The sequence below is a fragment of the Bacillus sp. PS196 genome, assembly GCF_037963555.1.
GTDB classification, from domain to species: domain Bacteria; phylum Bacillota; class Bacilli; order Bacillales; family Bacillaceae; genus Bacillus; species Bacillus subtilis.
The window spans coordinates 1,008,580-1,020,868 of the sequence record NZ_CP150159.1; the positions used below are offsets into that span (position 1 = coordinate 1,008,580).

Below are 12,289 nucleotides of genomic sequence, written 5' to 3' on the forward strand. Positions count from 1 at the left end.
GCACCTTATACAAGGTGCTTTTCTTATTATGCTTCCTGCTGGTTAGCTGTCTCCAGAAGTTCTTCTTCTTGAAGCTTTTTCACTTCAATATATGCCACGTGGTGGCCGTCAATTTCATTAATGATGAATTCGCAGCCCTCTTCGATGATGGAATCATCTTTTTCAACATCGTATTTTTGAGTAAGGAACCAGCCGCCGATTGTGTCGACTTCTTCGTTCTCTAAATGAATGCCTAGCAGGTCGTTTACTTGGTCAATTAACACTTTTCCGTCAAGAATATAATGGCCTTCGCCGATTTTGCGGATTTCGCTAATTTCATCAATATCAAATTCGTCGCGGATTTCACCGACAATTTCCTCAATGATGTCCTCAACCGTCACAAGCCCGGCAGTACCGCCGTATTCATCAGACAAAATGGCCATGTGGACCCTCTCTTTTTGCATTTTGACAAGCAGGTCTTGGATTGGCGCAGATTCAATGACATGAATGATCGGGTTGACGAATTGAGAAATGGTGGAATCAACAGATACCTCACCGCTTATGCAGGCTGTCAGCACTTCTTTAATGTTAATAACCCCGATAATGTTATCTTTATCGCCCTCTTCCACAGGGTAGCGGGTATATTTTTCAATCTGAATGATGTCCATCATTTCAGAAATCTTGATATCATGCGGAAGGCTGACAATTTCGGTCCGCGGAATCATAATTTCTTTCGCGAGCCTGTCGTCAAATTCAAAGATTTTATTCACATATTTAAACTCTGATTGGTTGATTTCACCGCTTTTATAGCTTTCAGACAAAATGATTCGCAGCTCTTCTTCTGAGTGTGCCAGTTCGTTTTCTGAAACGGTCTCCAGGCCAAATGCTTTGGTCAATAACCGTGCGGAATTGTTCAAAAGCCAAATGAATGGGAACGCGATGCGGTAAAACCAAATCAGCGGTTTCGCAAACAGCATAGACACTGCTTCCGCCTTTTGGATAGCGACTGTCTTAGGTGCAAGTTCTCCGACAACAACGTGTAAGAACGTGATAATGGCATACGCAAAAATAAACGATATGACATGTGAAAGGGAACCTGGAACGTTCATTTGTACGAAAAGCGGGTGAAGCAGCCTTTCGATCGTTGATTCACCTAAAACCCCTAATCCGATGGAAGTCAATGTAATTCCGAGCTGACACGCAGATAAATATTCATCAAGATGCGTGGTCACTTTTTTTACGGCTATTGCTGCTTTATTTCCTTCCGCGATCAGCTGATCGATCCGTGAGCCTCTGATTCTGATAATGGCAAACTCAGATGCCACGAAAAATGCCGTCAGGGCGATTAAAACAGCAACTAAAATCAAATTCACTATGTCCAATTAGAACCTTCACTCTAGCAATGAGAATGAAGGTAACACCTCCTGTTAGATAAAATGGTTTTAACTTAACAGCAGCATAAATGATTGGAACACGGCGAGCTTTTCAGGCGGGAGTTTGCTTTTCAGCTTGTCACGATCCTCGGGCTTCAGCCGTTCAAACCGATGCAAGATTCCGGAGATGTTTTGATTCATATGATCAATTTCTAATGCCAGATTTCCAATTTCATCATCAAGTTTAGCTGAAGAGGGAAACTGGTTCTCCAGTCGATCTTTAATATCGGACAGGGCCAATCGCTGCTTCTTGCAATCTACAATAAATATAAGTCGTTTGAGTGCATTTTCGTCGTAGTAACGGTAATTTGAACAGGATCTGGCCGGCGTAAGCAGACCGAGATTCGTATAATAATCAACTGTCCGTTTCGTTACTCCGGCGAGTGCCGCTAGTTCACTGATGCGATAAGTCTCAGCCCCATCTATATCCCTCCCAACCATCACGTTATAGTTATGAGAATAGTTTAATATATGAACGGTGTCTTGCACAAGTTTATTGTTTTTTTCAGACCGGAATTGGAAGTTGTGGAATTCATCATCTGATTGAAGTAACATAGGAAGATAGAATTTTCAAATTTTTATATGCGGAAGGGACAGATGAAATTGGCTGGGTTATCCCGGGAAGTTGAAGAAAATTTAAATAAAGGATCATGGATTCGCAAGCTGTTTGATGAAGGTGCAAGGCTGAAGAAGGAGTTCGGGGAAGACCAGGTATTTGATTTTTCACTCGGCAACCCGATTGTTGAACCGCCTGAAGCTTTTAAGAGAGCGTTAATAGAGGAAGCTGAAAAAGGCAGCCACGGATACATACAAAACCAAGGGCTTCCTGCAGCGAGAGAAAAAGTCGCGCAATTTCTGGGGTCGCGTTTTGAAGCTGATTTCTCAGCGGAGCGTATCGTCATGACGGTGGGCGCGGGAGGCGCTTTGAATGTTGCGTTAAAAAGCATCGTAAACCCTGGGGAAGAGGTCATTATTCTCGCACCTTATTTTGCCGAATATAAGTTGTATATTGAGAACTACGGGGGAAAGGCCGTCAGCTGCCCGTTGACAGGCCGGTTTGAGATCGACATTGAAGCGGTAAGGCAATCGATCACTCCACAGACGAAAGGGCTGATCCTCAATACACCGCATAACCCCACAGGCACGGTTCTCAGCCAGAAAAATATAGACGATTTAGGCGCTTTATTAAAAGAAATAGAAGAGAAGAGCGGCCAGACGATTTATGTGCTGTTTGATGAACCGTACAGTCAATTAATCTATGATGAAGAGCTGGCAAATCCGTTTCAATCGTACCATCGTGTGATATTGGCGAGCTCATTCAGTAAAGATCTCGGCATAGCCGGGGAGCGGCTCGGGTATATCGGATTGGACAGCCGAATGCCGGATGCGGACCTTTTGATCAACGCTTTTGTGTATTGTAATCGAACGCTTGGATTTGTGAATGCCCCTGTCATGATGCAGCGGGCTGTGGCACGAATGGATGATTTAAGAGTAGACGCGAGCGCTTATAAAGAGCGCCGGGATTTAATGGTAGACATTTTAAAAGAAGCCGGTTTTGAATTTGAAATGCCAAAGGGAGGTTTCTTTGTTTTTCCGAAATCGCCGATTGAAGATGAAGTTGCATTTTGCGTGCATGCCGCCCAAAAATACAAATTATTAATTGTGCCGAGCAGCGGTTTTGGAATGAGCGGGCATTTCCGATTATCCTTCAGTGTGCCGATCGAGCAGATTAAAAACTCACGGGACATTTTCATTTCTTTATATAAAGATTTTGCTTAAGAAGGCAAAGAAAAGAAAACAGTTTTCAAAGCTGTTTTCTTTTTATATCCGCAAAATCCTTCCTCTTCGAATCCAGACAGGCGCAGAATTGACAAGCAGGCATGCAGTTAAGGTTTTCTTCATGATAAAAGTCTAAAAATTAAAAATCATTTTTGGAATGAGTTGTGTTACAATAAAATATACAATTTATAATCAAACTTTGACTTTTGGAGGTGGTATGATGGGGCCCTCTGCTTAGGCAACAATACACCGCGTACCTCAATGTTAAGGAAAAATGATTATATCAGGAGGTGACTCCTTATCCTTTGTTGAGAGGATAGGGTTAAATGGACGATATTGACAGTCTGATTTTAATTGGCGTGCTCATTGCTTTAACCGCGTTTTTCGTTGCAAGCGAGTTTGCGATTGTTAGAGTGAGGAGATCCAGAATAGATCAGCTTATCACAGAAGGAAACAAACGGGCGATACTCGCAAGGCGTGTCATTACAGATTTGGATGAATATTTATCCGCATCCCAGCTAGGCATTACATTGACATCAATCGGGCTTGGCGTACTGGGTGAGCCGGCCTTTGAACGGCTGCTGCATCCACTGTTTGAACCGATCGGCTTGCCGGACTCGGTTTCACATGCAGTCTCTTTTGCAGTCGCGTACGGCTTGATCACGTTCCTGCACGTTGTTGTAGGTGAACTGGCCCCGAAAACGGTCGCGATTCAAAAGGCAGAACAGCTGACTTTACTGATAGCGGGCCCTTTGCGTTTATTCTATTTGCTCCTGTTTCCGTTTATTTGGATCCTCAATGGATCGGCGCGGCTTTTATGCGGGATGTTCGGTTTGAAGCCTGCGTCAGAACATGATGGTTCCCATTCTGAGGAAGAACTCAGGATGCTGTTATCTGAGAGTTTAAAAAACGGAGAGATTAATCCGTCTGAATATAAATATGTGAATAAGATTTTTGAATTTGATAATCGGATCGCCAAAGAAATTATGATACCGCGGAAGGAAATGGCTGCTGTGTCAACTGAGATGACGATGGCCGAGATGCTTGAAGTCATGCTGAAGGAAAAATACACGCGCTGGCCAGTCACAGATGGAGACAAAGACAGTGTGCTCGGTTTGGTCAATACGAAGCATTTGTTTTCTGATTTGCTGTTTATGACAGAAGAAGAACGAATGAAGATGACGATCCATCCGTATGTGAGGCCGGTCATCGAAGTGATTGAAACGATCCCGGTTCATGACTTGCTGATTAAAATGCAGCGCGAGCGCATTCATATGGCTATATTGTCGGATGAATACGGAGGAACCTCGGGACTTGTGACGACAGAGGATATTCTTGAGGAAATTGTCGGAGAGATCCGAGATGAATTTGATGAAGATGAACAGCCGCTGATCCAAAAGCTTGGCGACGGCCATTATGTGATGGATGGAAAGGTTCGGATCGATCAGGTGAACAGCCTTCTTGGCGCATCGATTCAAGAAGACGTCGATACGATCGGCGGGCTGATATTAAAAGAAAACATCGATATTGAGGCTGGTGAATCCATTCGCATCGGTTCATATACGATAAAGGTGCTGAAGATGGACGGCCGATTAATCAAGCAAATCGATATAAAAGAAGAAACCGGCAACACAACCGGAATTACGGCGCACCACAAGCTGCCGCTGCCTGAGCCTGTGATGCTAAACAGTGCAACCTTGAGCGAGAAATAAGCTCAAGGTTTTTTTACATTGTGATTGTCCAGCCGCACCAAAATGCCAAAAGCGACCCGGAAAGTGTCAGGGCGATGTACAAGATGCTTTCTATTACACGTTTGGCCATAAGGAGTTGAATACTTTCAACGCTGAAAGTGGAAAAGGTCGTAAAGGCGCCAAAAAACCCCGTGCCGATGATAAGCGAGACCGAAGCATTTGCAACGTGAAGTCCTGTAAATATTCCGAGCCCGAGAGCTCCGAGAATATTGACTGTCAGTATGCCAATGGGCAGGCTCAGACCTTTGGTTTTGGCGGTTATGACATTGCCAAGCCAGAACCGAAGCATTGCGCCAAGTCCGCCCCCTATGAAAATACCCGCTAGTGTCATCTTTCCTGCAGCCCCTTTCTTTGCTGAATGCCTGCTATGCGCCGTCCCGCAAAAACACCAATCAGTGCAAATATGATCCCTGATATCAATGAGGCTGCCACATATAAAACAGCCAGTGAAGGTTGTCCTTGCAAAAGCATCACTGTTTCCTTAGAAAACGTGGACATTGTTGTGAAGCCTCCGCAAAAGCCAGTGCCTAAAAAAGCCGACAGCAGAGGCCGTTTTGCCCCGATCAGAAAAAATCCGGTCAAAATGCCTAATAGAAGGCTGCCTGCCGCATTTTCCAGCCAGGTTGCCGCCGGGAACTGACCGGTGTGTATCCATAAGTTTAATCCGTATCGGAGGCAGGCGCCAAGCGCGCCTCCGATAAAAACAGCGCTATATATTTTCATGTTTGCCATCCTTTATGATGAAATCCGGGTAATCTGTAACGATGCCGTCCACGCCCATGGCTTGTAATTTTGCCGCTGTCTTTTGATTGTTGACAGTCCATGCAAATATGTTTAAGCCATTTTTATGGACGGAGCCGATCATCAGACGGTTAAGCCGTGTGTGTTTTATATTGACATAGTTTGCAAAAGAGCGGAAGGCCTTCATCTGATTTCTGGACAGCATGCCAAAGTTGGGCCTTGTAATGACCGCTGTCGGAATCGAAGGATAAAGCTCGCGGAACCTTTGGACGGAGCGGAACTGAAAGGATTGAACAATATTATTGATAGAAAAAGAAAATTGCCCTAATAGCTGTCCCACCTCTTCTTCAATTCCGACTTGAGACGGATGGCCTTTTAGTTCAATTAAAAGGCCGATTTTTTTGTGGTAGCGCTTGAGCACCGCTTCCAGGGTTGGAATACGCTCTCCTTGAAAAGCGGGACCGTACCAGCTTCCTGCATCGAGTTTTTGCAATTCCTCCAAGGTAAAATCCTTAACAAAGCCCGATCCGTTTGTTGTTCGGTCAACCCTGTCATCGTGTATCACAACAATCTGCCTGTCTTTTGTAAGCTGGACATCCAGTTCGATCATATCTGCATTCATTTTCACCGCAAGGTCAAATGCGGCAATCGTATTTTCCGGAGCGTAGCCGGATGCTCCGCGATGGGCAATGATGTACAAGCTAAGTCAGCTCCTCGTATGGGCATTTCTGTTATTGTATCAAAACCATATATGCACCGCGATACAAACTGGTGAATTTTTTCTGCCATATCGGAATGGTCCGGGCTGAGGAATGCGTATAACTAAAAAAAGACACTCAGCGTATCAGAACACATTTCGTCAGAAAATTAGGTCTTTCGACATGTTCACAACAAAATATGATCCTTTATAATAGCAAAAAAGGAGGCGAGATCATGGGAAAAGGGAGAATCAGAGTGGAGGAAAGAATTAAAGCCGAAACGGATGCTGAAATGCAAAAAGCAACTCTCCTTGATCAGACACAAACGAAAAAAGGTAAGTGACTGTCCCTATTGAATCTGGCTGATAGATGAATTGAGAAATGACCCCGGCGTTTCGCCGGGGTTTTGTGCTGCATAAGACATTTAAATGAACATCCTTACGAATATTTTAGTATAATAAACAATTGATTGGGATAGAGGGGAGACAGTCATGCCGGATTATCTGCAGCAGTATTTTACGCTTGATAACATCATACAAATCGGCATCAGCTTGGCGATTTTGCTGGTGTTTCTTATACTTAGAAAATTATTCACAAGATATTTTTTTAACCTGCTTTTTAATTTGACAAACCGGCCGAAAACAGAAATTTTTAAACAGGTGGTTCTGGCGTTTGATAAGCCGGCCAGATGGTTTTTTGTTGCCCTTGGGCTGTTTTTAGCGATCCGGTATTCACCGTTTTTAGATGAGCAAATGCCGGTCATCAGCAAAATATACCGCTCACTGATTGTGGCGCTCTTGTGTTGGGGTCTTTGTAATTTGACCGCAACATCGTCGTTTATCTTCCATAAGGTGAACCAGCGCTTCGAGCTTGACATGGATGACATTCTGGCCCCGTTTTTATCCAAATTGCTCCGTTTTGTGATCATTGCGCTCAGTGTCAGTGTGATCGCTCAGGAATTCAATTATGATGTCAACGGATTTGTAGCGGGCCTTGGTCTTGGCGGACTGGCTTTTGCGCTTGCCGCGAAGGATACCATCAGCAACTTCTTCGGCGGTATTATCATTATTACTGAAAAGCCGTTTACAATTGGTGACTGGGTGGAGACGTCGACAGTAACAGGATCAGTCGAGGATATTACCTTTAGGAGCACGAGATTCAGAACAGCACAGGGGGCGCTTGTAACGGTGCCGAACTCTACGCTGTCGATGGAAGCGATCACGAACTGGACAAGAATGACCAAACGCCAGATTACGTTTTCCATCCATGTGTCCTACGCTACGCCGATTGAGAACCTTGAACGCTCCATTCATTCTCTCAGAACAATGCTCTTAGAGCATGAGGGCGTTGATAATGAAATAATCATGGTCAACTTTGATACGTTTGCCGACAGCTACTACAATTTATTTTTTAACTTCTATACAAAAACGACGGTTTGGGCTGAAAACCTTAATATTAGAGAGGATATCAACTATAAAATTATTGAGATTTTAGGTGCAGAAGGCGTTCAGTTTGCATATCCCGGCCAAATGGTTGTTGTCAAGCAAAAGCACGAAAGCGACCCATTCCAGGTGAATCTAAATAAAGAGGAAAAGGAACGGGCTTAAAAGAGAGACTTCGTCTGACAGAGGCGGAGTCTTTTTCATGGTAAAATAAGAGAAAAAGGCGGTGTTGAGTTGGAAACATTCAAAAGTATTCTACATGAAGCACAGAGAATTGTTGTGCTGACCGGAGCGGGAATGAGCACAGAATCAGGGATCCCCGACTTTCGTTCAGCAGGGGGCATTTGGACGGAGGATGCCTCAAGAATGGAAGCGATGAGCCTTGATTATTTTTTAAGTTATCCGCGTCTGTTTTGGCCCAAATTCAAAGAATTGTTCCAGATGAAAATGAGCGGCAGCTTTGAACCGAATGAAGGCCATTTGCTTTTAGCTGAGCTGGAGAAGCAAGGGAAGCAGGTCGATATTTTCACGCAAAACATTGACGGTCTTCATAAAAAAGCGGGGAGCAGGCATGTGTACGAACTGCATGGTTCTATCCAGACAGCAGCTTGTCCGGCATGCGGCGCCCGATATGATCTTCCCCATTTGCTGGAGCGGGAGGTGCCGGAGTGCACGGCGGCCGGAAACAATGGGGACATTTGCGGAACGGTATTAAAAACCGATGTTGTTCTCTTTGGCGATGCCGTCATGCACTTTGACACCCTTTATGAAAAGCTGGATCAAGCAGATCTTTTATTGGTTATCGGCACGTCTCTCGAAGTGGCTCCGGCTAGATTTGTGCCTGAGGATGCAAGCCTGATTCCCGGCATGAAGAAAGTCATCATAAACCTTGAACCAACGTATTGCGACAGCTTGTTTGACATGGTCATCCATCAAAAAATCGGCGAGTTTGCCCGAAGTTTGGGCATGAAAAAGTGAGCCGCTTTATGCGCCTCACTTTTTTATTCATGAACAGGAACCATTGTGTCCTCTAACACTCCGAAGGAATAGCCTTTTTCTTTTAATTTATTGATTAGTACCGGCAGCGCATTTACAGTAGCAGGAAGATCATGCATGAGAATTACATTTGGGCGGCTTGAAGAGCTGTGTTCCATATTCTCAAGCTGCTGTAATACGGCGGTCACATACTGTGAATTCCGGTATTTCCAGTCCATGCTGTCGATCGTCCAATCCCAGTACACAAACCCATCTTTCTCAAGATTGCGAATTTGTGAGGCGGTTAGTGACGGCTTGCTTCCGTATGGCGTTCTGACAAGATCGGTTTTATATCCTGTAATGTCCTGCAGCGTGTCACGCGCCTCCTGCATTTCTTTTAGCGGAGATGTCGGTGTTTGATAGAACAATCTGTTATTGTGGGTAACGCCATGTAAACCGAGTGCGTGGCCTTCCTTTTCTGCTCTTTTCACAGCCTGCTTGAATTCGTTCATCCGCGGTGACAGCATAAAAAACGTCGCTTTTACATCAGCGCTTTTCAGTACGTCGAGCAAGCGGGTTGTAACGGCTGAAGGGCCGTCGTCGAAGGTTAAGTAAACCGTTTTATCTCCCATGTTCTGCTTTGTCTGCAGATGTTTTATCAGGAGATCGGGGGAGTCGTTTTTCAGCTTAAGGCTTTCCTTCTCATCTCGAAGCTGGCCGTTTGTTGTGACAGTGACTTCCTTTGCTTTCGTTGAACTGTTGGAATAACCCAAAATCACCATAAGCAAAAGCAGCACACATAAAACTGCTAAACTTGCAAATTTAAAAGCAAGCGAAACTGCAGAAGGAGAAGCCTCTCCTCTCGTTTGTCGCATAACAATCTCTCCATTGGCATAAAATCTCTACATAATGCTGTACAGCAGGCAGCTTATGAAGATGCCTTATGTTTACAACCTATGTATTACCAGTCAAGTATACAGGAATAAAACTGGAAAGCACATAGAAAATTTGTCGAAATGTCAGATTTTAAGGAAAAAATAAACTCCTTTCCGCTATAGATCTCTTGATCTTTCTGTTTTTCAGCTTGTCCAATATGGTAGAATTAGTGATAATGACAGCTTGAATGACATCAGGGACATCTCGAAAAGGGAGGGCTTTTATGAAGGTTTTAGTCAATGGCCGGCTGATTGGGCGCAGTGAAGCATCAATCGATTTGGAAGATCGCGGTTATCAGTTTGGTGACGGCATCTATGAAGTGATCAGGGTGTACAAAGGAGTATTGTTCGGCTTACGTGAGCATGCAGAGCGTTTTTTCAGAAGTGCTGCTGAAATCGGAATTTCACTGCCATTCAGTATAGAAGATCTCGAGTGGGACCTGCAAAAGCTTGTACAGGAAAATGCGGTCAGTGAGGGAGCGGTATACATTCAGACAACAAGAGGTGTGGCCCCGCGAAAACACCAGTATGAAGCCGGCCTCGAGCCGCAGACTACTGCTTATACGTTTACGGTGAAAAAACCGGAGCAAGAGCAGGCATACGGAGTGGCAGCCATTACAGATGAGGATCTTCGCTGGTTAAGATGTGATATCAAAAGTCTGAATTTACTGTATAATGTCATGACGAAGCAAAGGGCCTATGAAGCCGGAGCATTTGAAGCCATTTTACTTAGGGACGGCGTTGTTACGGAGGGTACATCCTCTAACGTTTATGCCGTTATCAACGGCACAGTGCGAACACATCCGGCTAATCGGCTCATTCTCAATGGAATTACACGGATGAATATTTTAGGACTGATTGAGAAGAATGGGATCAAACTGGATGAGACTCCTGTCAGTGAAGAAGAGTTGAAACAGGCGGAAGAGATCTTTATTTCGTCAACGACGGCAGAAATTATTCCGGTCGTGACGCTCGATGGACAATCGGTCGGAAGCGGGAAACCCGGACCGGTGACCAAACAGCTTCAGGCTGCTTTTCAAGAAAGCATTCAACAGGCTGCTAGCATTTCATAAATGAACGAAGAAAAGAGCCCGCTTTTTACAGCGGGGCTCTTTTTATTTTTTAACAAATCCAATCAAAATGGAGATCATTGGCGATATATAGAGGAAGAACGTAAACGGGATGTAGTCTATGACTGGAACACCAAGTGCGCTCGCCATAAATGCGCCGCTGACGCCCCAAGGAATCAATGGGTTAATTAATGTTCCGCCGTCCTCTAATGATCTTGTCAGAAATTTTCGCTGGATGTTTCGTTTGTCATATAAAGATTTAAATGATTGTCCCGGTATTAATATCGATAAATACTGTTCGCCCGTTGCCAAGTTGACGCCGATGCTTGAGCAGACAGTTGCTGCAACTAGACGGCCTTTTGAGCGGATGCCTTTCATGACGCCTTCCAATAGTGCAGAAATCAATCCGATTTTCTCCATCAATCCGCCGAGTGCAAAAGCAATCATAATGAGAGAGACAGAGCCCATCATGGATTGCAGTCCGCCTCTGTTAATAATTTTAGCGGCTGCCTCATTGTCAGTTTCGAAAGTTGTGCCATTTTGCAAAGCTGTCATAAACGCCTGCAGGCTGCTGTCGGGTACAAAAATAGCAGTCAAAATTCCCGAGGAAATAATTCCGGCAGTCAGAACGGGGATTACTGATACCCGTTTTATTGCCAGCAAAACGACTAAGAGCGGAGAAAGAAGGGCCCACGGTGTCACGTTTGCGGCATCTTTTATTCCGGTTATGACCTGCTGAATATTCTCGGTTGAAGCAGCGTCCGCTGACACTGATGAACCGAGAAAGTAAAACAGAACGACAGTGATGAGCAAAGCTGGAATGGTTGTGCCCATCATATGGCGAATGTGTTCAAAGATCGGTATTTCGCCTATTCCGGCTGCAAAGTTGGTTGTGTCCGACATCGGCGACATTTTATCCCCAAAACAAGCGCCGCATATGACTGCGCCTGCTGTCCATTCAAGCGGAACGCCGGCCGCGCTCGCCACGCCGATCAGCGCTACTCCGATTGTGCTTACAGTTGTCAGGCTTGAGCCAACAAGTGTGCTGATGATCATACATGAAAACAAAGCAGTCAACAGAAGGTGGCTTGGTTCAATAAAGGATAGGGCATAAACTGTCACAGTCGGTATTGCGCCGCTGTACATCCAGGCGCCGATTAAGATGCCGATCAGCGCTAGAACAATAATCGGCTGTACGCCGTTTTTGATCCCGTCTACAATCCCTTTTTCAATACTCTTCCAGGAAAATCCAAACCATAAAGCTGCTGCTGAAAGCATGACAACACTTAAAAACAGCGGGATATGAGGTTCTACATGAAGCAAGAATAAGCAAGAAATAATAATGCATAACATCAATATAAATAAACCGACGGCTAACGGAAACGTCAGCTTTTTTTGAGAATCCAAAATAACACCCCATATTTATCTTTAATGCTTTTGTGCTTTTGGGCACGAAAGCATTATAACAGAAAAAAACGAAAATCTA

General features: G+C 44.6%; 13 protein-coding genes. 6 read left to right on the forward strand and 7 right to left on the reverse strand.

Annotated elements, in window-relative coordinates; genetic code table 11:
- Positions 1-26 precede the first annotated feature (26 nt).
- Positions 27-1,361 carry a hemolysin family protein gene (locus NST79_RS05270; protein WP_009966903.1) on the reverse strand — a complete coding sequence of 445 codons (1,335 nt, stop codon included), beginning with the start codon at positions 1,359-1,361 and terminating at the stop codon, positions 27-29.
- 60 nt (positions 1,362-1,421) lie between these two features.
- On the reverse strand, positions 1,422-1,853 hold the full coding sequence (gene cueR / locus NST79_RS05275) for a Cu(I)-responsive transcriptional regulator (RefSeq protein WP_010886460.1): 432 nt from the start codon (positions 1,851-1,853) through the stop codon (positions 1,422-1,424).
- Positions 1,854-2,009: 156 nt separating this feature from the next.
- Between cueR and NST79_RS05280 the strand changes: the two genes are divergently transcribed.
- Both NST79_RS05280 and NST79_RS05285 read left to right on the forward strand, forming a co-directional pair.
- Positions 2,010-3,191 carry a pyridoxal phosphate-dependent aminotransferase gene (locus tag NST79_RS05280; RefSeq protein ID WP_024572997.1) on the forward strand — a complete coding sequence of 394 codons (1,182 nt, stop codon included), beginning with the start codon at positions 2,010-2,012 and terminating at the stop codon, positions 3,189-3,191.
- A 326-nt stretch (positions 3,192-3,517) separates the two neighbouring features.
- Positions 3,518-4,903 (forward strand): hemolysin family protein, encoded by a 1,386-nt coding sequence (locus NST79_RS05285; RefSeq protein WP_192858342.1) that lies wholly within the window; start codon positions 3,518-3,520, stop codon positions 4,901-4,903.
- A 13-nt stretch (positions 4,904-4,916) separates the two neighbouring features.
- Here NST79_RS05285 and crcB read toward each other — a convergent pair whose 3' ends face one another.
- The 3 genes from crcB to NST79_RS05300 are packed head-to-tail and all read right to left on the reverse strand — an operon-like array spanning position 4,917 to position 6,383.
- Entirely contained in the window at positions 4,917-5,273 is a 357-nt protein-coding gene (crcB, locus tag NST79_RS05290; protein WP_131227265.1) for a fluoride efflux transporter CrcB, read from the reverse strand.
- Positions 5,270-5,665, reverse strand: coding sequence for a CrcB family protein (locus NST79_RS05295; protein ID WP_181216928.1), 396 nt, complete (start codon positions 5,663-5,665; stop codon positions 5,270-5,272). Before NST79_RS05295 ends, crcB begins: the two co-directional genes overlap by 4 nt.
- The gene (locus tag NST79_RS05300; protein ID WP_003233314.1) at positions 5,652-6,383 is read right to left on the reverse strand and encodes a glycerophosphodiester phosphodiesterase family protein; all 732 of its coding nucleotides are present in this window, start codon (positions 6,381-6,383) and stop codon (positions 5,652-5,654) included. Before NST79_RS05300 ends, NST79_RS05295 begins: the two co-directional genes overlap by 14 nt.
- Before the next feature lie 233 nt (positions 6,384-6,616).
- Between NST79_RS05300 and NST79_RS05305 the strand changes: the two genes are divergently transcribed.
- The 3 genes from NST79_RS05305 to srtN all read left to right on the forward strand — a co-directional run bounded on the left by NST79_RS05305 (position 6,617) and on the right by srtN (position 8,801).
- A complete protein-coding gene (locus tag NST79_RS05305) occupies positions 6,617-6,724 on the forward strand; it encodes a YhdX family protein (RefSeq protein ID WP_009966908.1) in 108 nt (35 codons plus the stop codon).
- Positions 6,725-6,872: 148 nt separating this feature from the next.
- A complete protein-coding gene (gene mscY / locus NST79_RS05310; protein WP_069322485.1) occupies positions 6,873-7,988 on the forward strand; it encodes a small-conductance mechanosensitive channel protein MscY in 1,116 nt (371 codons plus the stop codon).
- A gap of 69 nt (positions 7,989-8,057) precedes the next feature.
- Positions 8,058-8,801, forward strand: a complete 744-nt coding sequence (gene srtN, locus NST79_RS05315; protein ID WP_003233309.1) for a sirtuin NAD-dependent deacetylase — start codon at positions 8,058-8,060, stop codon at positions 8,799-8,801.
- A 23-nt stretch (positions 8,802-8,824) separates the two neighbouring features.
- On the opposite strand, the gene NST79_RS05320 is transcribed toward srtN, so the two are convergent.
- Positions 8,825-9,673 (reverse strand): polysaccharide deacetylase family protein, encoded by an 849-nt coding sequence (locus NST79_RS05320; protein ID WP_003245705.1) that lies wholly within the window; start codon positions 9,671-9,673, stop codon positions 8,825-8,827.
- Between the two features lie 284 nt (positions 9,674-9,957).
- Here NST79_RS05320 and dat point away from each other — a divergent pair, with 284 nt between their 5' ends.
- The gene (gene dat / locus NST79_RS05325) at positions 9,958-10,806 is read left to right on the forward strand and encodes a D-amino-acid transaminase (protein WP_017695386.1); all 849 of its coding nucleotides are present in this window, start codon (positions 9,958-9,960) and stop codon (positions 10,804-10,806) included.
- A 42-nt stretch (positions 10,807-10,848) separates the two neighbouring features.
- Here the strand turns inward: dat and nhaC are convergent, their stop codons facing one another.
- Positions 10,849-12,210 (reverse strand): Na+/H+ antiporter NhaC, encoded by a 1,362-nt coding sequence (gene nhaC / locus NST79_RS05330; RefSeq protein WP_077670569.1) that lies wholly within the window; start codon positions 12,208-12,210, stop codon positions 10,849-10,851.
- Positions 12,211-12,289 lie beyond the last annotated feature (79 nt).